This is a genomic window from Nonomuraea maritima (assembly GCF_900100395.1).
Taxonomy (GTDB): Bacteria; Actinomycetota; Actinomycetes; order Streptosporangiales; family Streptosporangiaceae; genus Nonomuraea; species Nonomuraea maritima.
On the sequence record NZ_FNFB01000001.1, the window covers coordinates 752175 to 772513 of the forward strand.

A 20339-nucleotide genomic window follows, 5' to 3' on the forward strand; every position below is an offset into this window, starting at 1 on the left:
CGGGAAGCCGGGGGATTTACACCGCGTTGCACAAGACTCCCCGGAGCACTCACCGTTACGTACAAGCCCTGGTGTATACCCATGATGTAACGGAAGTAGACCCAATTCTGGATGTTTACCACGCAGGGTGGTTTGAGCCATCGCCGCCCTGGCTAAGTCACCGGGTGCGGGTCTCCAGCGCGGCGGGCCCCCGAGCAGAAAGGCGTGGGCCCCGTGACCGAACACCGTGAGGTCACCAGGACGAAGAAGTCCTCGGCCTCGGATCCGGCGTACGGGGTGGTCGCGTGACCTCCGTACCTCTGGGCCTGCAGGGCGCCTACCTCGTCGGTGAACGCGCCACCCAGGACGAGCTCCGCGGCCGGCTGCTCGACGTGGCGGTCAACCTGCTGCAGACCGACGGGCCCGACAGTCTCACCATGCGGCGGATCGCCGCCGAGGCGGGCTGCACGACCACCGTCATCTACACCATGTTCGGCAACCGGGAGGGCCTGGCCGAGGCCCTCTACCTGGAGGGCTTCGAACGCTTCCGCCGCTATCTGGAGACGGCACCGCAGCGGCACGACCCGCTGGAGACCCTGACCGCGCTCGGCCCGGCGTACCGGCGGGCCTGCCTGGAGGAGCCCGGCTACTACAGCCTGATGTTCGAGCAGGCCATCCCCGGCTTCGAGCCCAGCGAGCGCGCACGCACCCTGGCCCGCGCGGCCCTGAACATCCTCGACCGCGTGATCGCCGACTGCATCTCCGCCGGCTACCTGCTGCCCACCCAGCCACGCAAGATCGCCGACGCGCTGTGGGCGGCCGCCCAGGGGGCGATCAGCCTGGAGCGCGCCGGTCACCTGCGCGACGACAGCACGTTCGAGGCGGTCACGACGGGCGTCATCTGCTGCTACCTGACCGACAGGCAGCGTTAGCCGCGGCGGGCGGCCTCCAGGGCGAGCCACAGCTCGGCACGCACCCCCGGGTCGTCGAGGTCGCGGCCGAGCAGTTCTGCCACCCGTTTCATGCGGTAGCGCAGGGTGTGGCGGTGCACGCCGAGCCGCTGCGCCGCCGCGTCCCAGTGGCCGTTGCTCTCCAGGTACGCCCGCAGCGACGCCACCAGGTCGGCGCGTGAGCCGTACCCGGCGAGGGGGGCGAGGACGGCGGCGGAGAACGCCTGGGCGGCGGCCGGGTCGAGCAGGCCGAGCAGGCCCTGTCCGGCCAGTTCCCCGAAACCCACCAGTACGCTCGCCGGCCGCTCACCGGCCCGCGCTTTGAGCCTGGCCGTCTCCAGTGCCCGGGACGCCTGTTCCAGCGCGCCGCGCAGCGCCGCGGCGCCGTACGGGCCGGGCAGGCTCGCCCCGACGGGACCTCCCGCGTCCCGCGCCACCCGCGCGGCCTCGCCCTCACCGACGACGGCGAACGCGACGCCCTCGACGTCGGCGGCGAAGACCCGCGACTCCATGGCCTCCAGCGCGGCGGCGTCCGCGGCGAGCACCACGAGGGGCGGTTCCGGCAGGCAGGCGCCGAGCGGCTCCAGGACCGCGCGGGCGTGACCCTCCTCCCCCGCGAGGAGCAGCTCCAGCGTCGCGGTACGGATCCGGCGCTCGGCCATGAACCGGGTGACGCCCTGCTCCATCGCCAGCGTGAGCAGGGACCCTGCGGCGTTGACCAGCGTGTGGGTGACCGGCGAGAACGGGTGGGCGGCGCCGACGGCGAAGTAGCCGCGCGGCCGCACGCCGCCGCCGAGCGGCTGCACGACGATGTGCTCCCCCGGCCCGGACAACGCGAGGCTGGCCGGTAGCCGTCCCTCGGCGCATCGGGGCTCGTCCCCCGGCCGGGGACGCCGGCGGGCCAGCTCGGCGATCACCTCGCCGGGCGCGGCGTCCGGGGTGGCGTGCACGATTTCGCCCGTCTCGCCCAGCAGCGCCGCCCAGCCGCCGACCTCCTTGGCCAGCCGGTCGATGACCGCGTGCGTGCCCTCCGGGCGCAACGCCGCCCTGGTCAGCCGGCCCTGCGCGGCGAAGGCGCGGGTGACCTCCTCGTACTGCTCGGCGGCGAGCAGCTCGCTGACCAGCTTGCCGATCGCGATGAACGGCGTCTCGCGCGGCACGGCCAGCAGCGGCAGCCCGGCCTCCTCTGCCGCCTCGACCAGGGCGGGCGGCACGTCGTCGTGGGAGACTCCGACGCCGAAGCCGAGACCGGCCACTCCGCGCGCCACGAGCTGGGCGACATATCCTGACTGCTCGCCTTCCATGCGCAGGCCGGTGGTGAGCAGCAGCTCCCCGCCCTCCAGGTACGGCGTCGGGTCGGCGAGCTCGCTGACCGCGACCCACCGCACGGCGGCGTCCAGCGCGCCCGGGCGCGACGTCCCGGCCAGGGGCCGGAGGCGCACGCGGCGCACGACGGTCCGCAGCGAAGGCGGCATGAGAGTTTTATCCATTTCGGCTAAGACGAGCACTCCTAGTGTGACATATCGACGTATCGGCGCAGGTCGGAGCCCGCCGTACCGTCGAAGCCATGAGCATTTCCCAGGAGCGGCGTCTCGTTACCGCGATCCCCGGCCCCAAGTCCCAGGAGCTGCTGGCCCGCAAGCAGGCCGCCGTCCCGCCCGGCATCGGCATCACGCTGCCGGTGTTCGTCACCCGCGCGGGCGGTGGCGTGATCGAGGACGCCGACGGGAACTCGCTGATCGACTTCGGGTCCGGCATCGCCGTGACGAACGTCGGCAACGCCGCGCCCAGGGTCGTCGACCGCGTCCAGAAGCAGGTGGCCGACTTCACCCACACCTGTTTCATGGTCGCGCCGTACGAGTCGTACGTGCAGGTGTGCGAGAAGCTCAACGAGCTCACCCCGGGCGACCACGAGAAGCGCACGTTCCTCGTGAACTCGGGCGCCGAGGCCGTCGAGAACGCCGTCAAGGTCGCCCGGCACGCCACCGGCAGGCCGGCCGTCGTCGTGTTCGACCACGGTTACCACGGCCGCACGCTGCTGACCATGACGCTGACGGCGAAGAACATGCCGTACAAGGAGGGCTTCGGGCCGTTCGCCCCCGAGGTCTACCGGGCGCCGCTGGCGTACCCGTACCGCTGGCCGACGGGGCCGGAGAACTGCGCCGAGGAGGCCGCCGAGCAGGCCATCGACATGATCACCAAGCAGATCGGCGCGCACAACGTGGCCGCCGTGGTGATCGAGCCGATCGCGGGCGAGGGCGGGTTCATCGTGCCCGCGCGGGGCTTCCTGCCGCGCATCGCGGAGTTCTGCAAGGCCAACGGGATCGTCTTCGTCGCCGACGAGGTGCAGACGGGCTTCGCCCGTACCGGGACGCTGTTCGCCTGTGAGGACGAGGGCGTCGTCCCCGACATCATCACCACCGCCAAGGGCATCGCGGGCGGCCTGCCGCTCGCCGCGGTGACCGGGCGCGCGGAGCTCATGGACACGGTGCACCCCAGCGGCCTCGGCGGCACGTACGGCGGCAACCCGCTCGCCTGCGAGGCCGCGCTCGGCGTGCTGGAGACCATCGAGGCCGAGGACCTGGTCGCGCGCGCCCGCCGGATCGGCGAGATCATGCTCCCCCGGCTCAACGCCATGCGCGAGCGCTTCGACGTGATCGGCGACGTGCGCGGCCGGGGCGCGATGATCGCCATCGAGCTGGTCGAGCCAGGCACCAAGAAGCCGAACCCGGCGGCGCTGCAGGAGGTCGTCAAGCGCTGCCACGCGGCGGGCCTGCTGGTCCTGACCGCGGGCACGTACGGCAACGTGCTGCGGTTCCTGCCGCCGCTCGTCATCCCCGAGCACCTGCTCGAGGAGGGTTTGGGCATCCTCGAAAAGGCGATCGCCGAACTCTAGACGAAACTGCGAAAAAGGGGCATCCAGCTTGCGACTGGATGCCCCTTTTTGTGGTGTAAGCGCCGACGGAGGGGTAGAGAATTCACCCTGACTTGACGCTCAGCTAAACGCTCTTGGCCGCAGTCAGGGTTATAACGGATCCGACGTAGGGAGGGGCGATGGCTCGCGGGAGCGTGATGAACTGGGGTCCGGCCGGGACGGCGCAGAGCACGTTGACGTTCGACCCCGAAGGTTTGACCGGAGCTCAGCGCGACGGCGACGCCTGCGTCGTCTGCCACAAGAGGTGGCCACGGCCGCGCGTCCGCGTCGGGCGGCTGCCCGACAACGCGACCGTGCTGGCCTGCGGCGACTGCGCCGAGGCCCTCCTGCCGGAACCAGCGGCCACCGTGGTCGCCTTCCCGTCCCGCTGATCCGTCGCCCGGCTGATCCGTCGCCCGGCTGGTTCGTCGCCCGGCTTTCCGCCGCGCCGATGAGCGGCCAGGCCTACTCGATCAGGTCGCTCCACCGCTCGGCCCAGGCGTCGTAGCCCGGGCACTTACCGCCGTCCGTGCGGCAGGCGCCCGGCGGGCGCTCCGCGAACGCCACCTTGGCGAGACGGTCGTCGTCCCCCACCCCGTACAGCTCGCACATCGGCCTGGCCCGCCCCTTGCACGCCTTGTGGTTGGCGGGCGCCATGCCCACCCACGCCGCCGCGTCGCGCTGCGCGTCGGCCGAAGTCACCCAGTTGAGCCACCGGTAGGCGCAGGTGGTGTCGGGGACATGCGCCCCGAGCATCCACGAGTCGGCCCATCCGGTGGTCTCGCCGGTCTTCAGCGTCCGCACCGGCAGGCCGGACTTCTGCAACAGCAGCCGCTGGTACGGGGTCACCTGCGCGTAGTCGAGCGCCTTCGTCGCGAACCCCTTCACCAGGTCGATCGGGTTGCGCCAGTAGGTGCGGTCCTTCTGCCGCTCCAGCAGCTCCGCCGCCCGGTCGAGCTCGTCCTTGCCCAGCTCGTACGGCCGCTCCACCGTACCCTCGGCCAGCGCCGCGTCGGCGATCGTCAGCGGGCTGTCGCGCAGCACCGACCGCTCGGACGTGTACACCTGCTCAACCGACGGCTTCCGCACCTTGGTGGAGTCGTAGACGTACTCGTGGTACGCCCACAGGTACGGCACCCCGTAGACCTTGCCCGACACCGTGGTCATGTCGCGGAAGCGCTTGTCGAGGTCGGTGTAGCCGCTCACCTTGGCCGGGTCGATCGGCTGGACCTTCTTGGCGTCGATGAGGTCGGCCGAAAGGACGGGCCCCGCGGTGATGACGTCGTAGGGCCGGTCGTCGACCCGGGCGGCGAGCTCTTCGGCGGTCTGCGCGATGTCGAGCCGCGCGATGCGGCAGCCGGTCTCCTTCTCGAACGACCCGACCCAGTTGACCCGGGGGCTGACGCTGCCGTACTCGGCGTAGCCGCGGTAGGTGAGGATCTGCAGGGTGCCGTCGCTCTGCGTGGCGCTCGGCACGGGGCCCGGCGTGGGGGTGCCCGAGGGAGAGACGCTCGGCGTCGGGGTGGGAGTGGGGGTGGATCGGGCCGCGCCCACGCCGGAGGCCAGCGCCGTCACGGCCAGCGCCAGGGCGAAAGTACGGCGACGATTCACGAGTCCCCCTTGTCCGTGTGCTGGAGCTTACCGGGGATGACGCCGGGAGGGACCCGCGGTCCCTCCCGGCCCGAATCGTCGCTTACCCGTTCGTGTGCGTCACTTGTTGGTGGGGAAGCCCAGGTTGACGCCACCGTGCGAGGGGTCGAGCCAGCGCGAGGTGACGACCTTGCCGCGGGTGTAGAAGTGCACGCCCTCGGTGCCGTGCACGTGGGTGTCACCGAACAGCGACGCCTTCCAGCCGCCGAAGCTGTAGAAGGCCATCGGCACCGGGATCGGCACGTTGATGCCGACCATGCCGACCTCGACCTCGTTCTGGAAGCGCCGGGCCGCGCCGCCGTCGTTGGTGAAGATCGCCGTGCCGTTGCCGTACAGGCCGCCGTTGATCACCTCGAGGCCCTCCTCGTACGAGGAGACGCGGACGATCGACAGCACCGGCCCGAAGATCTCCTCGACGTGGGTGCGCGAGCCCACGGGCACGTGGTCGAGCACGGTCGGCCCGAGCCAGAAGCCGGGCGTGTGCGACGCCTTGCCGCCGCCGAGCACCGGGGTCTCACGGCCGTCGACCACCAGCTTGGCGCCCTCCTCGACGCCGAGGTCGAGGTAGGAGGCCACCTTGTCGCGGTGCGGCCCACTGACGAGCGGGCCCATCTGGGCCTTCGGGTCGTCGCCGGGGCCCGTCACCAGGCGGTCGACCCGTTCGACGATCTTCTGCACGAGCTCGTCACCGACCGGGTCGACGGCGAGCACGACCGAGATCGCCATGCAGCGCTCGCCCGCCGAGCCGAACCCGGCCGACACCGCGGAGTCGGCCACCAGGTCGAGGTCGGCGTCGGGCAGCACGAGCATGTGGTTCTTGGCGCCGCCGAGAGCCTGCACCCGCTTGCCGTGCGCGGTGCCGGTCTCGTAGACGTACCGGGCGATCGGGGTGGAGCCGACGAACGAGACAGCGCTCACGTCGGGGTGCTCCAGCAGCCGGTCGACGGCCACCTTGTCGCCCTGCACGACGGAGAAGACGCCGTCGGGCAGCCCGGCCTCCTGCCACAGGCGCGCCATGAGCAGCGACGCCGACGGGTCCTTCTCCGAAGGCTTGAGGATGAACGCGTTGCCGCACGCGATCGCGATCGGGTACATCCACATCGGCACCATGGCCGGGAAGTTGAACGGCGTGATGCCGGCCACGACGCCGAGCGGCTGACGCAGCGAGTACGAGTCGACCCGGGTCGAGACGCCCTCGGAGAAGCCGCCCTTGAGCAGGTGCGGAATGCCGCAGGCGAACTCGACGACCTCGAGGCCGCGGGCCACCTCGCCGAGCGCGTCGGAGTGCACCTTGCCGTGCTCGGCGGAGATGAGGGCGGCCAGCTCGTCGCGGTGGGCGTACATGAGCTCGCGGAAGCGGAACAGCACCTGCGAGCGCTTGACCAGCGACGCGTCCCGCCAGGCGGGGAAGGCGGCGACGGCCGCCGCCACGGCGGCGTCCACGTCGGCGGCGGAGGCCAGCGCGACGTGCCCGCTCACCTCGCCGGTGGCCGGGTTGAAGATCTCGGCGGTACGGGCGGAGTCGCCGTCGGCGAGAGCCCCGTTGATCCAGTGCTTGACCGACTTCACTGCTGCGCCGCCTCCGCGTCGATGGTCTCGAGGGCGTCGACGATGATGCCGAGCCCCTCGGTGGCCTCGTCCACCGACAGGGTGAGCGGCGGGGCCATGCGGATGGCGGTGCCGTACAGGCCGCCCTTGCCGGCGAGCAGGCCCGCCTTCTTGGTCTCCTCCATGAACCGCGCGGCCTGCTGCGGCGACTCGAGGTCGACGGCGAACATCAGGCCCTTGCCGCGGACCTCCTTGACCACGGACAGCCGCTCGGCCGCCGCCCTGAGCCCGCTGATGATGATCTCACCGGTACGGGCGGCGTTGGCCTGGAGGTCGTGGTCGAGGACGTAGTCGAGGGTGGCGTTGGCGGCCGCCATGGAGATGGGGTTGCCGCCGAACGTGGACAGGCCCACGGCGTGCGGGGCGTCCATCAGGTCGCCGCGGGCCACGACGCCGCCGACCGCGAAGCCGTTGCCGAGGCCCTTGGCGAACGTGAGCATGTCGGGCGTCACGCCGTGGTTCTGGATGCCGAAGAACGCGCTGCCCGTCCGTCCCCAGCCGGTCTGCACCTCGTCGGAGATGAACAGGATGCCCTGCTCGTCGAGGACCTCCTTGTAGGCGGCGAACAGGCCGTCGGGGGCCATGGTGAACCCGCCGACGCCCTGGATCGGCTCGGCGATCAGCGCCGCCACGTCGTTGGCGACCGCGGTGGCCAGCACGTGGCGCAGGTCGTCGACGCACGCCTTGACGTAGTCGGCGTCCGACAGACCCTTGAACTGGGTGAGGTGCCGGTCGGTGCCGTGCAGGAAGTGCACGTTGAGCGGCGAGAACGAGTTGTTCTTCCAGGCCCGGTTCGCGGTCACGCTGATGGCCCCGAAGCTGCGGCCGTGGTAGCTCTGGCGCATGGCCAGCACCTGGTCGCTCTTACGCGCGTACGTGGCCAGCAGCAGCGCGGTCTCGTTGGCCTCGGTGCCGGAGTTGGTGAAGAAGACCTTGGCGTCGGGGATGCCGGAGAGCCGAGCGATCTTCTCCGCCAGCTCGACCTGGCCCCGCAGGAGGTAGGCGGTGCTGGTGTGCACCACGCCCGTGGCGATCTGGCGTTCGACCGCCTCGCGCACCTCCGGGACGTCATAGCCGATCATGTTGGTGAGGATCCCGGCGAAGAAGTCGAGATAACTCTTGCCGTCGGCGTCGACGACCCTGTTGCCCTTGCCGCTGACGATTTCGATCGGCTCGTTGTAGTTGAGCGCCAGCCAGTTGGGCATCACTGCCCGATGGCGCGCGAGAAGCTCCGACATGTACCGAGTATCCCGTCCCCTGTCGTCCTCGGCCTATGTGCATCCTGTCGGCACAGCCGAGAAAAGCGTTACATCTTGCAAACTACCGCCGCCTGCCCGGTTCGCCCAAGTGAGGATGTCAGACGGGGGCGTTCTCCGACTCCGGACGCGGAGCAGGGGCTGGTTGCGGACGCAGCACGCCGACCGCCAGCAGCGCCGCGGCCACGCAGAACGCGGCCCCCACCCACGAGCCGAGGTGCATCGCCGAGGTAAAGGCCGCGTCGCCCTGCTCGGCGAAGCCAAGGAGGTGCGCGGCCCCGATCGACTCCCTGGCGGCCTCGGGCAGCCCGGCGGGCATCTCCCCGGTGTACCTCCCGGCCAGCACGCTGCCCAGCACGGCGATGCTCAGCGCCATGCCGACCTGCTGGACGGTGTCGTTGAGCGCCGAACCGACGCCGGCGTGCTCCAGCGGGATAGCCCCCATGAGCGAGGCGTACGCCGAAGGCCCGGCGAGTCCGCCGCCGACACCCATGATCACCAGAGCGGTGAACAGCAGCGGGTAGCCGGTCGTCATGGCCATGACGACGAAGCCCGCGGCCATGAGCAGCAGCCCGGCCCCGATCAGGGTCCGGTTGCTGACCTTCTGCGCGAGCGCGGCGCCCACGCCGTTGCAGACGGCCGCCGCCACCGCGTACGGCAGCATGGCGAGCCCCGCCTGCATCTCGGCGTACCCGAGGACGTGCTGCAGGTACTGGGTGAGCATCAGCATCACGGCGCCCGCGCCGAACGACATCAGCAGGATCGAGAACGACGCCCCGCTGAAGTTGCGGTTGGCGAACAGGTACAGCGGCAGCATGGGCTGGGCGCGGCGGCGCTCCCAGAGCACGAAGGCGGCGAGGGCGACGACCGCGAGCGCGATGACCGGGACGTTCCACTCGCGCTCGATGATCACGTAGACGGCCGAGGTCAGTCCGGTGATGGACAGCACCACGCCGACCGGGTCGAGCGTCCTGCCCTCGCTGCGCGTCTCGGGCATCAGGACGATCGCGGCCACGACGGCGATCGCCGCGATCGGGACGTTCAGCAGGAAGACCGAGCCCCACCAGTAGTGCTCCAGCAGCAGGCCGCCCAAGGTCGGGCCGGACACCATGCCGACGAGGGCCACGGCGCTCCAGGCGGCCATCGCCTTGCGCCGCTCGGTGTCGTCGAAGACGGTCATGAGGATCGACAACGTGGACGGCATGACGAGCGAGCCGCCGACGCCCATCAGGGCTCGGGCGGCGATGAGCTGCCAGGGCTCGGTGACGAGCACGGCGAGCAGCGACGCGCCGCCGAAGAGGATCAGGCCGATGACGAGGAACCGGCGGCGGCCGTACTTGTCGGACAAGCTGCCCGCGGTGATGAGCAGCCCCGCGAAGGCCAGCACGTACGCGTCGATGATCCATTGGATGTCGGACGGCGTCGCGCCGAGCTCCTGGTCGAGCGACGGGATGGCCAGGGTCAGCACGGTGTTGTCGACGACCAGGACGAGCAGCGTCAGGCAGAGGGCGCCGAGGATCCACCAGCGACGGGGGTCTCGTACAGTGTTCGAGTTCACTCGCACACTGTACGAGAATCCTCGCACAGTGTGCGAGTGGATTTATTCTTGAGTGCATGCAGTTCACCTCCGTCTGGCTCCGCGAGCCGCGCAGGTCCGGCAGCCCCGGGCGCAGCCGCGACGAGATCGTCGGCGCCGCGGTCGAACTGCTCGACAGGGAGGGGCTCGACGGGCTGAGCATGCGCAAGCTCGGCGCCAAACTGGGCGCCGGCGCCACCAGCCTCTACTGGTACGTCGCCACCAAGGACGAACTGCTGGAACTCGCCTACGACCAGGTGTGGGGCGAGATGACGGCCCACGACCCCGACGGCGTCGGCTGGCGCGACGCCGTCTCCGCCCTGGCCCACAGCATGCGCCAGGTCATCCTGCGCCACCCCTGGTCGGCCGACCTCATCGGCCGCCTGCCCGCCCTCGGCCCGAACGCCATGCGTGTCTCCGACGCGATGCGCCGAATGTTCAAGGTCGCCGGGTTCACGGGCACGACCGTCGACTTCGCCACCGCCACGCTCACCGCGTACGTGTTCGGCATGACGATCCCCGAGGTCGCCTGGGACACCACGATGGGCGAGGCCCAGCACGACCCCGACGAGCTGCGGGCCGCCGTGCGCAAGGTTGCCGCCGACTACCCCGAGATGCTCGAGAGCGTCGAGATGGACGCCTACGAGGATCCGCGCACCGTACGTGAGCTCTGTTTCGATTTCGGGCTGTTGTCGATGCTCGACGGTCTTGAGCGGCGGCTGACGACGTAGCAGGATCCGGGCATGAGCGAATTCCGTGCCGCCCGCGACCTCCTTCTCGGCGCCGACCCCGCCACCGCCCGCCGCGACTTCCGCTGGCCCGAGCTCACGGACTTCAACTGGGCGCTCGACTGGTTCGACGGCGTGCTGACCGCCGAGACCCCCGACGCCGTCGCGCTCAAGATCGTGGGAGACAGCAGCGCCTCGTACACCTTCGCCGCCCTGTCCGCCCGCTCCAACCAGGTCGCCAACTGGCTGCGCGAGCAGGGCGTACGCCGTGGCGACCGTGTCCTGCTCATGCTCGGCAACCAGGCCGAGCTGTGGGAGGCGCTGCTCGCCGCGATGAAGCTGGGCGCCGTCGTCATCCCCGCCACGCCGCTGCTGACCGCCAAGGACGTCACCGAGCGGATCGAGCGCGGCGGCGTCTCGCACGTGCTCGTCAACGCCTCCGACGCGGGCAAGGTCGGGCCCGGCGCGTTCACCAGGATCGCCGTCGGGGAGGCCGGCGGCTGGCTGCCGTACCACGAGGCGTACGACGCGTCCGAGACCTTCACCCCCGACGGGCCGACGCGGGCCGGCGACACGCTGTTGCTCTACTTCACCTCCGGCACCACGTCCCAGCCGAAACTGGTCGAGCACACGCACGCCTCCTACCCGGCGGGCCACCTGTCGACCATGTTCTGGATCGGGGTACGGCCGGGCGAGGTGCACCTCAACGTGTCCTCGCCGGGCTGGGCCAAGCACGCGTGGAGCAACGTGTTCGCGCCCTGGAACGCCGGCGCCACCGTGCTGATCCACGACTACCGGCGCTTCTCCGCGCCCGCGCTGCTGGAAGTGCTGCGCGACGAGCAGGTCAGCACGTTCTGCGCGCCGCCGACCGTGTGGCGGATGCTCATCCAGGAAGACCTCTCCGCCTGGCAGCTGCGGCTGCGCACGGCCCTCGCCGCCGGCGAGCCGCTCAACCCCGAGATCATCGACCAGGTGGCCCAGGCGTGGGGCATCACGATCCGCGACGGCTACGGCCAGACCGAGACCACCGCGCAGATCGGCAACGCCCTCGGCGAACCCGTCAAACCCGGCTCCATGGGACGGCCCCTGCCCGGCTACGAGGTGGTGCTCGTCGACCCGGTCACCGGCGAGCAGGGCGACGACGGCGAGATCTGCCTGCCGCTGGACGACCGCCGCCCCCTCGGCCTCATGGCGGGATATGTCGGTGGATCGGGTGCGGCGATGCGCGACGGGGTCTACCACACCGGCGACGTCGCCACCCGTGACGCCGACGGCTACATCACGTACGTGGGCCGCACCGACGACGTGTTCAAGGCCTCCGACTACCGCATCTCGCCGTTCGAGCTGGAGAGCGTGCTGCTGGAGCACCCTGCGGTCGCCGAGGCCGCCGTCGTCCCCTTCCCCGACCCGGTGCGTCTGGCCGTGCCCAAGGCGTACGTGACCCTCGCCCCGGGGTTCGAGCCCGGCGAGGAGACCGCGCGGTCGATCTTCGAGCACAGCCGCCGGGAGCTCGCGCCGTACAAGCGGGTGCGCCGGCTGGAGTTCGACGAGCTGCCGAAGACCATCTCCGGCAAGATCCGTCGCGTCGAGCTCCGCGCCCGCGGGCCTCAGCGCGAATTCCGGGAGGAGGACCTCGTTTCATGAAAAGGGACACAAAGTGGGATTTCCCTATCGTCGTCCGGTCAACGTGATCAGCTAAGCTCTGCCCCGTGCTGCCCACCATCGCCGACGTCCTCGCTCTGGAGACCGTACGCCGGGGAAGCCCGCGCGTCGTCGCGGGCGCCGACCGGCTCGACTCCAAGGTGCGGTGGGTGCACGTCGGCGAGATCGCCGACATCGCCCATCTGCTTCGCGGCGGGGAGCTCGTGCTCACCACAGGCGTCGCCCTGCCCGACGACCCCGAGAAGCTCGCCGACTACATCAGCGAGCTCTCCCAGGTCGGCGCCGCCGGGCTGATCGTCGAACTGGGCCGCAAGTTCGTCCGCGACCTGCCCCGGGCCGTGGTCAAGTCGGCCGAGGAACTCGGCCTGCCGCTCATCGTGCTCGAGCGCGAGACGCCGTTCGTGCAGATCACCGAATCCGTCCACGCCCGGATCATCGACATCCAGCTGGAGGAGCTGCGCGCCTCCGACCAGCTGCACGAGGTCTTCACCGAGCTGTCCGTCGAGGGTGCCCCTCCCGCCGAGGTGCTGGCCCAGGTCTCGCGGCTGTCCGGCCGGCCCGTACTGCTGGAGAACCTCGCCCACCAGGTGCTGGCCTGCGAGTCGGCCGGACGCGACGCGGGCACCCTGCTGGCCGGGTGGGAGACCAGGTCACGGGCCGTCGCGCCGGCCGAGCGCACGGCGTACGACCCCGCCTCCGGCTGGCTCGTGACCATGGTCGGCGCGCGCGGGCAGGACTGGGGTCGGCTGATCCTCCTGTACGACAGGCCGCCCACGCCGCGCGACGTGGTGCTCGCCGAACGCGCCGCCACCACGCTCGCCCTCGGCCGCCTGCTCGAACGCCACCAGGAGTCGCTCGAACGCCAGGCCCACGGCACGATCATCACCGGCATCCTGACGCACGCCTACGCCGACCCCGAGGAGGCCGCGGCCCGCGCCAGAGCGGTCGGCGTGCCCCTGACCGGCCGCCGGCTGGTGAGCCTGGTGATCCGGCCCACCGAGTCGGCCGACCAGGCGCTCGACGGACACGCCCAGCTGGGCGAACTGGGCGAGGCGACCGCCGCCGCCTGCCGCGACGAGCGCCTGCCCGCCCTCGTCGGCGCGCTCGACCAGGAGCGCATCGGGGTGCTGCTGCCGCTGCCGCCGCGCGTCCAGGCCGACCCCGCACTGAACGCCCTGTCGGAACGGCTCGGCACGTTGTGGCACTCGCCGTTCGTCCTCGCCGCGGGCTCGGTGGTGGAGTCGCTGCGCGACGTACGCCGCAGCTTCCTCGAGGCCGAGCAGGTGGCCGACGTTGCGGTACGCCAGCCCGACGGCCGGGCCGTCTACCGCCTGCCCGACCTCCGCCTGCGCGGCCTGCTCCACCTGCTCCGCGACGACGCGCGGCTGCAGACGTTCGCCGAGCGAGAGCTCGGCGCGCTGCTGGCCCACGACGCCCAGCGCGGCGGCGACCTGACCCGCATCCTGCGCGTCTACCTCGACTCAGGACGCAACAAGGCGGTCGCCGCGCAGAAGGCCCACCTGTCCAGGCCCGCCTTCTACGACCGCCTGCGCCGCCTCGAACGCATCCTCGACACCGACCTCGACGACGTCGAATCGTGCCTGTCCCTGCACGTGGCACTCCTCGCCCTCGAGTCGTTCCGCAGAGACAACCGCTGACGCATCACCCCGCGCGTAGCCGCGCCAGGTGGTGATCGAGCAACGCCGCCACCTCCTCGGGCGTGTAGTGCCCGACCAGCGTGGCGTTCACGATGCCCTGCGCGAAGGCGTACAGGATGCTCGCCTCCTTGGCGGCGTCCAGGTGGGCGGCGAGTTGCCCGGCGGCCTGAGCGGCCCTGATCTGCTCGGCGAGGAAGGACAGCAGAAGCGGATACCCCATCCGCATCGCCGCCGCCTGGTTCTCGACCGTCACCGAACTCGCCTGGAACGCCAGCCCGACCCGGTTCAGGTAGCGGCGCTCCTCGTCCAGTGGCAGCAGCTCCAGCACGACCGCCCGCAGCACGTCGAGCGGCGTCGGCCGGCCCGCGACGACGGCCGCCACCCGCTCCCCGATCCAGATCCCGATGCGCTCCAGCGCCAGCAGCAGCATCTGATCCTTCGTGGTGACGTAGTACTGCACCGCGCCCATCGACATGCCGGCCTCGGCGGCGACCTCCCTGAGGCTGACGCTCTCCATGCCCTTGTCGTGGATGACGCGGTGCACGGCCTCGGCGATGTGCCGCCGCCGGGCGTCGTGATCAACGATCTTCGGCATCTCCCGCCACTTTCTCATGCGAGTGCATGGTAAAAACCGTCGCTGCTTTTTATCATGCGACTGTATGACAAACCGCGACGACAGGGAGACCGGATGCGCATCCTGATCATCGGAGTCGGCACACTCGGAGACGTGGCGCCCTACGCGGGGCTGGGAGCACGGTTACGCGAGGCCGGGCACGAGGTGACGATCGCCGCGCACCAGCCGTACACCAAACCGGCGACCGACGCGGACCTGGACATCGTGCCCCTTCCCGGAGATCCGCTCTCCGCACTGACCGGCCGCTTCTCCCTCAGCGCCTACCGGGAGTACAGCGACCACCTCGTCGAGGGCCTGGCCGGACTCGCCGAGCACGACGCCGACCTGCTCCTGCTCGGCGCGGCGGGCGCGCTCGGCCGTCACGTCGCCGAGGCGATGGGCGTACCGAGCATGGGGGTGCACCTGCAACCGATCGACCCCACGGGCGACTTCCCGCCCATCATGAGCGTCTTCCGCCGATCACTCGGACGCTGGGGGAACCGCACGGCAGCCCGGCTCACCTTCGAGGTGCCCGTCGCCGGCCCGATGATCGCCGGGCTGAGCGCGAGGATGCGAGCCAGGCTGGGGCTCCCCCCGACGACCCCACGTGTCCTCTACCGGAACCGCGAGAGAACGCGCTGGCCGGTCTTCCACGGAGTCAGCCCACGGGTGCTGCCCCGCCCCGCCGACTGGCGACCAGGACTGGAGATCACCGGATACTGGTGGCCGCCCCGGCCGCGGAACTGGCAGCCGGATCCTATGCTGCTCGACTTCCTGGCATCGGGCACCGCACCTGTCTTCGTCGGCTTCGGCAGCCTCGCGGAATGGCGGGCCGAACAGTACACGGAACTGGCCGTACAGGCGCTGCGGCGGGCCGGGCTGCGCGGCGTGCTGCAGACCGGCCCGCGGGGACTCGTCTCGGACGACGTGCTGGCGATCGGCGATGTGCCGCACGACTGGCTGTTCCCCCGCATGGCCGCCGTCGCCCACCACTGCGGGAGCGGCACCACCGGGAACGGCGTGCGGGCGGGCGTGCCCGCCGTGGCCGTACCGGTCATGAACGACCAGCCGTTCTGGGCGTCCAGACTGACAGCACTCGGCGTGGCCCCGGCCGCGATCCCATACCGCCGCCTGACTCCCGCGCGGCTGGCCGCCGCGCTCACCACCGCGGTCACCGACCGCGCCTACCGGCAGCGGGCCCGAGCCCTCGCGGTCCAGATCTCGGCGGAGGACGGCGCGGCGCCCGTCATCGACGCCGTCGACCGGCTCCACGTCACCCACCGACCGAAATGACGAGCGCGCGAGGTGGCGGGCTGCCGCAGCGAGTCAGTGGCGCCGGCGCGCTAGAACCCCATCGCGGCCTGCACCTCGTCCAGCGTGCGCACGGCCCGCTCCCGGGCCTTGACGTTGCCCTCGGCGAGGATCTGCCGGGCGTCGGCCTCGGTGTACTCCGCCCGGCAACGCCTGATCGGACGCAGGAACTCGTTGACCGCCTCCGTCGCCACCCGCTTGAGCTGGGCGGCGCCGCCGTCGCCGATCTCGTCGGCGAGTTCACGCGGCGAACGGCCCAGACACAGCCCGGCCAGCGTGAGCAGGTTGGCCACCTCCGGACGGCGCTCCTCGTCGAACGTGATCAGGCGCTCGGAGTCGGTACGGGCCTTCCTGATGAGGGCCGCCGTCTCGTCCTCGGTGGCCGACAGAGCGATCGCGTTGCCGCGGCTCTTGCTCATCTTGCCGCCGTCGAGACCCTTCAACACCGGCTGCTCGCCCATCAGCGCCTCCGGCAGCGGGAACACCGGGCCGTACCGCTCGTTGAAGCGCCGCGCCACCGTCCTGGTCACCTCGACGTGCGGGAGCTGGTCCTTGCCCACCGGCACCAGCGTGCCCTTGCAGAACAGGATGTCGGCGGCCTGGTGCACCGGATACGTGAACATCAGGCCGCTCACGACCGCCTGCGAGCTGTGCGCGATCTCGTCCTTCACCGTGGGGTTGCGCCGCAGCTCGGCCACCGACACCAGGCTCAGGAACGGCAGCAGCAGCTGGTTCAGCTCGGGGATCGCGCTGTGCCGGAAGACGGTCGCCTTGGCCGGGTCGATGCCGACGGCCAGGTAGTCGAGCAGCAGCCCGGTCGTGTGCCGCTGGATCTCCCCCGGCCGATCGCGGTCGGTGATCACTTGATAGTCGGCGATCAGCACGTACATGGGGTATTTGTCCTGCAGCATGACCCGGTTGGCCAGCGAGCCGAAATAGTGGCCGAGATGCAGGGGCCCGGTAGGGCGGTCGCCCGTGAGTACGACGTCGTTCATGAGTTCTCTCCTTGGGATCACACCGTCCCGGAGAGGGCCGTATCAGGAGGGCCGTCCCAGGGACGGCCACGCAGGTCAGGTCAGCGGCCGTCGAGCGGCCGCCACCACATGCAGATACGGCGGTAAGTCACGAGCCAAATCCTACATCGCTACGAGTGTCGATCTCGTAACCTCTCGACACCTTTAGCGCGTTCTCCCGACCATGAGACCTTGATCTCGCCAGTATGGTGCGGTCCCTTAGCGCCATCTGGAGAGTTCATGTCTCGACGCATCCTCGCCGGCGGCCTGGCCATGGCTACGGCAGTCACCCTCACCACCCTGCCCGCGGAGGCGGAGCGGACGGTGGGGTTCCCGTCGGCCAACTTCCCGCTGGGCAACCGGCCCGTGCCGACCAAGACGATGACCGCCGTGTCGCAGGGCATCAACCTGTACACCGTGAAGGCCGGCACGCACACCGACGGCTACACCCTCACCTTCCTCATGCCGAACGGCCTCGACTACGGCTCGCTCGCGACGGCCGAACTCGTCGCCGCCGAGGTGGAGGCGGCGGCCGGGGAGAGCCCCAGCCTCCAGGAGGTGATCCGCCCGGCGGTCGCCGACGCCCCGGCCCAGACCGTCTACATGGTCCGCGTCGGCCTGTGGCCCTTCAAGCACAAGAAGAAGGCGGAGAAGGCGGCCGAAGAGTTCAAGGAGGCCGGGTTCAAGGTCAAGCTCGACTACCTCGGCGACGACGGACTGAAGACCACCGGCCCCTGGGACGCCAGAGTCGTCATCATCGACCCCAGGAGGTTCCGCGGCTCGTACGCGGCCTCGGTCGGCACGAGCGTCGCCAAGCGCGAGACCGTCTCGTCGATGGTCAGGGCGAGCAAGGCCCTGGTCGGCATCAACGGCGGCTTCTTCAACATCCACACCTCCCCGGCGCTGCGCGGCGAGCCGGTCGGCGTGTCCGTGGTGGGGGGACGGCTGCTCAGCGAGGCCGTGCCCGGCCGGTCCGCCGTCGTGCTCAAGGGCCGTACGGCGAAGATCACCGAACTGGAGACCAGGGTCACCGCCACCTCGCAGGACGGCACGAAGGCCAAGGTGGACGGCGTCAACCGGGCCGCGGCCACCGACGAACTGATCCTCTACACGGAGGAGTACGGCGCCAAGACGCCCACCGGCGGCACCGACGCCGTCCTCGACCCCACCGGCAAGGTCATCCGCCTGCGCACCTCCGGCGCCGCCGTCCCGCGGGGCACCCGCGTGCTCCACGGCAACGGCGTGGCCGGCGACTGGCTGAACGAGCACGCCTGGCAGGACTGGACCGTCGCCGTCGACACCAAGCTCGTCGACCTCCGTACGCGGCGGGCCATCGAACTGACCCCGGACCTGCACGTGATGGCGGGCAGCGTCGGCCTCGTACGCAACGGCAGGATCGCGATCACCGCCAAGCGCGACGGCCACAACTCGATGAACATGATCCTCCGCCGCCACCCCCGCACCCTGCTCGGCACGACGAAGGACGGCAGCCTGATCCTGGCCACCATCGACGGACGCCGCCCCGGCGACACCATCGGAGCGAACTTCGTGGAGGCCGCCCAGTTCATGCGCTGGCTGGGCGCCACCCAGGCGATCAACCTGGACGGCGGCGGCTCGACCGCCATGGTGGTCGGCAGGAAAGTCGTCAACCGCCCCTCGGACGGCGCCGAACGCGCCATCGGCGACGCCCTCCTGGTCCTCCCCACCTGACCGGACACGGTCCGCCGGCCTCGCCCACCCCCGAGCCCGGCGGACCCCACCCCGATCTCGGCGTACCCGATCCCGAGCATGAGGGACCCGTCCCGAGCGTGGGGGGACCCGCCCCGAGCATGACGGACACCAACCCCCCACCCGCAGCGCAGCGACCGCAATCCGGCAGATGTCGTCATTGAGCGGTTCGATCGTGCCCCACTGGCCAACCGCCCGCTGTACCCGGGGTCGCCGGGGCGTGGCCGAGCGCCTGGACCGTGTACGGCACCGAGGCTCCGGCCGGCGACCTGAACGAAGGCCACGGCGTTCTTGGCCGGCAGTGGCCGCAGTCGGAAGCGCGAGCCAGTGCTGACCGGCTCGGTCAGCCGGTCGAGGCGGAAGCTTCGCCAGTCGTTCCGGGTCAGGTCATAGGCGACCAGGTACCAGCGTCCGCCGAGGGCGACCAGGCGGTGCGGTTCGACCTCACGCTCCGCCTCGGCGAGATCGTCTCCGACATGGCCGAGCTACGCCATCACCGCGACTCCGACGGCAAGAACCTGAACGACCTGACCGACGCGGAACTGCCCGGCCCCGAAGCACCCGCCCTCGTGCGACTGCTACCCGCCTTCGACAATGCCCTGCTCTGTCACGCCGACCCGCATCATCAGCCACGAGGACTGAAAACACGTGATGCCCGGCCGGGCACAAGTACGGCCTACCTTCCTGGTGAACGGCCACGTACACGGAACATGGTCCCTCGAAGGCGGCACCCTGTGCCTCACTCCGTTCCGCCCGCTGTCCACGCTCGATCAGGCGGCCTTGGAGAGGAGGCGGAGCGCCTGCTTCCGTTCGTACGAGGCAAGAACGTGTCCGACAGCAGCCCGCTCGCAACCCGGTCACCCTGACCATCAGACACAAGCAGTCCCCACCCGAGCAGCGCCCCACAAACCAAAGGAGGCCGGCCCTCACCAGCGGATCCTCCTCGCAAACACCCGAAGGAGCGACTCAGCGGCACACCCACCGCAAACGCAAAAGGGGCACCCCAATCACCCGACCCCCACAACACACCAAAAGAGCGCCCGCCCGAACGAGCCACCCCCACCAACTAAAGAAGAGGCCCGCCCCAACAGCAGACCCCAAAACGCAGAAGCGGGCCCCACCACCAGCAGAACCCCTACAAACAAAAAAGGGGCCGCCTGAACAGCGACCCCCACACCACAGAACAGGCCCCACCACCAGGCGGAACCCGCCCACACACGAGAAAAGACGCCCGCCCGAACGGGCCACTCCACAAACAAAAAAAGGGGCCCCGCCACCAGCGGAACCCCCACACGCAACGCGCCTCACAACCCACACAAGCGCGACCCACAACAAAAACAGAGGAGGGGCCCCGCCCAAAGGAGAGACCCCTCACTCATCAAAGATTGTCCGGCGGTGACCTACTCTCCCACACCCTCCCGAGTGCAGTACCATCGGCGCAGAGAAGCTTAACTTCCGGGTTCGGAATGTAACCGGGTGTTTCCTTCCCGCCATAACCGCCGTAACCCTCCGAAACACACAAACATCACTGTTTGCTGTCTCAGAATTGCTTAGTGGACGCGAGCAAGAAAAGTCTGCTTTGAGGTCAAGTCCTCGGCCTATTAGTACCGGTCAGCTCCACACGTTACCGCGCTTCCACCTCCGGCCTATCAACCCGGTCGTCTACCGGGAGCCTTACCCCCTCACAGGGTGG

Annotated in this window: 16 protein-coding genes, 2 rRNA genes and 1 pseudogene; 10 read left to right on the forward strand and 9 right to left on the reverse strand. The window is 70.4% G+C overall.

The window, feature by feature from the left end; genetic code table 11:
• Positions 1-284: 284 nt before the first annotated feature.
• Positions 285-911 (forward strand): TetR/AcrR family transcriptional regulator, encoded by a 627-nt coding sequence (locus BLR04_RS03510; protein ID WP_090759406.1) that lies wholly within the window; start codon positions 285-287, stop codon positions 909-911.
• Here the strand turns inward: BLR04_RS03510 and BLR04_RS03515 are convergent.
• Positions 908-2404 carry a PucR family transcriptional regulator gene (locus tag BLR04_RS03515; protein WP_090759408.1) on the reverse strand — a complete coding sequence of 499 codons (1497 nt, stop codon included), beginning with the start codon at positions 2402-2404 and terminating at the stop codon, positions 908-910. The genes BLR04_RS03510 and BLR04_RS03515 overlap by 4 nt on opposite strands.
• Before the next feature lie 92 nt (positions 2405-2496).
• Here BLR04_RS03515 and gabT point away from each other — a divergent pair, with 92 nt between their 5' ends.
• Positions 2497-3825 (forward strand): 4-aminobutyrate--2-oxoglutarate transaminase, encoded by a 1329-nt coding sequence (gabT, locus tag BLR04_RS03520; RefSeq protein WP_090759410.1) that lies wholly within the window; start codon positions 2497-2499, stop codon positions 3823-3825.
• 158 nt (positions 3826-3983) lie between these two features.
• On the forward strand, positions 3984-4235 hold the full coding sequence (locus BLR04_RS03525; protein WP_245739992.1) for a hypothetical protein: 252 nt from the start codon (positions 3984-3986) through the stop codon (positions 4233-4235).
• Between the two features lie 73 nt (positions 4236-4308).
• On the opposite strand, the gene BLR04_RS03530 is transcribed toward BLR04_RS03525, so the two are convergent.
• The 4 genes from BLR04_RS03530 to BLR04_RS03545 all read right to left on the reverse strand — a co-directional run bounded on the left by BLR04_RS03530 (position 4309) and on the right by BLR04_RS03545 (position 9915).
• Positions 4309-5454 (reverse strand): extracellular solute-binding protein, encoded by a 1146-nt coding sequence (locus BLR04_RS03530; RefSeq protein ID WP_090759414.1) that lies wholly within the window; start codon positions 5452-5454, stop codon positions 4309-4311.
• Between the two features lie 99 nt (positions 5455-5553).
• Positions 5554-7062, reverse strand: a complete 1509-nt coding sequence (locus tag BLR04_RS03535) for a CoA-acylating methylmalonate-semialdehyde dehydrogenase (protein ID WP_090759416.1) — start codon at positions 7060-7062, stop codon at positions 5554-5556.
• Positions 7059-8339 (reverse strand): aspartate aminotransferase family protein, encoded by a 1281-nt coding sequence (locus BLR04_RS03540; RefSeq protein WP_090759418.1) that lies wholly within the window; start codon positions 8337-8339, stop codon positions 7059-7061. Before BLR04_RS03540 ends, BLR04_RS03535 begins: the two co-directional genes overlap by 4 nt.
• A gap of 118 nt (positions 8340-8457) precedes the next feature.
• On the reverse strand, positions 8458-9915 hold the full coding sequence (locus BLR04_RS03545; protein WP_090759420.1) for an MFS transporter: 1458 nt from the start codon (positions 9913-9915) through the stop codon (positions 8458-8460).
• A gap of 56 nt (positions 9916-9971) precedes the next feature.
• Here BLR04_RS03545 and BLR04_RS03550 point away from each other — a divergent pair, with 56 nt between their 5' ends.
• The 3 genes from BLR04_RS03550 to BLR04_RS03560 all read left to right on the forward strand — a co-directional run bounded on the left by BLR04_RS03550 (position 9972) and on the right by BLR04_RS03560 (position 13981).
• Entirely contained in the window at positions 9972-10664 is a 693-nt protein-coding gene (locus BLR04_RS03550; protein ID WP_090759422.1) for a TetR/AcrR family transcriptional regulator, read from the forward strand.
• A 12-nt stretch (positions 10665-10676) separates the two neighbouring features.
• Positions 10677-12305, forward strand: coding sequence for an AMP-binding protein (locus tag BLR04_RS03555; RefSeq protein WP_090759424.1), 1629 nt, complete (start codon positions 10677-10679; stop codon positions 12303-12305).
• Positions 12306-12370: 65 nt separating this feature from the next.
• On the forward strand, positions 12371-13981 hold the full coding sequence (locus BLR04_RS03560) for a PucR family transcriptional regulator (RefSeq protein ID WP_090759426.1): 1611 nt from the start codon (positions 12371-12373) through the stop codon (positions 13979-13981).
• Between the two features lie 4 nt (positions 13982-13985).
• On the opposite strand, the gene BLR04_RS03565 is transcribed toward BLR04_RS03560, so the two are convergent.
• Positions 13986-14594 carry a TetR/AcrR family transcriptional regulator gene (locus BLR04_RS03565; protein ID WP_090759428.1) on the reverse strand — a complete coding sequence of 203 codons (609 nt, stop codon included), beginning with the start codon at positions 14592-14594 and terminating at the stop codon, positions 13986-13988.
• A 75-nt stretch (positions 14595-14669) separates the two neighbouring features.
• Between BLR04_RS03565 and BLR04_RS03570 the strand changes: the two genes are divergently transcribed.
• Positions 14670-15887 carry a glycosyltransferase gene (locus BLR04_RS03570; protein WP_090759430.1) on the forward strand — a complete coding sequence of 406 codons (1218 nt, stop codon included), beginning with the start codon at positions 14670-14672 and terminating at the stop codon, positions 15885-15887.
• 50 nt (positions 15888-15937) lie between these two features.
• Here the strand turns inward: BLR04_RS03570 and trpS are convergent, their stop codons facing one another.
• Entirely contained in the window at positions 15938-16900 is a 963-nt protein-coding gene (gene trpS, locus BLR04_RS03575; protein WP_090759432.1) for a tryptophan--tRNA ligase, read from the reverse strand.
• Positions 16901-17158: 258 nt separating this feature from the next.
• Here trpS and BLR04_RS03580 point away from each other — a divergent pair, with 258 nt between their 5' ends.
• The 3 genes and pseudogenes from BLR04_RS03580 to BLR04_RS42700 all read left to right on the forward strand — a co-directional run bounded on the left by BLR04_RS03580 (position 17159) and on the right by BLR04_RS42700 (position 19807).
• Positions 17159-18628, forward strand: a complete 1470-nt coding sequence (locus BLR04_RS03580) for a phosphodiester glycosidase family protein (protein ID WP_090759434.1) — start codon at positions 17159-17161, stop codon at positions 18626-18628.
• A gap of 494 nt (positions 18629-19122) precedes the next feature.
• Positions 19123-19203, forward strand: a pseudogene (locus tag BLR04_RS42975) (hypothetical protein); the annotation flags it as partial.
• 94 nt (positions 19204-19297) lie between these two features.
• Positions 19298-19807, forward strand: coding sequence for a hypothetical protein (locus tag BLR04_RS42700; protein WP_425413423.1), 510 nt, complete (start codon positions 19298-19300; stop codon positions 19805-19807).
• A gap of 226 nt (positions 19808-20033) precedes the next feature.
• Here BLR04_RS42700 and rrf read toward each other — a convergent pair.
• A 5S ribosomal RNA gene (rrf, locus tag BLR04_RS03595) occupies positions 20034-20150 on the reverse strand.
• Positions 20151-20227: 77 nt separating this feature from the next.
• Positions 20228-20339: ribosomal RNA gene (locus BLR04_RS03600) — 23S ribosomal RNA — on the reverse strand; the annotation flags it as partial.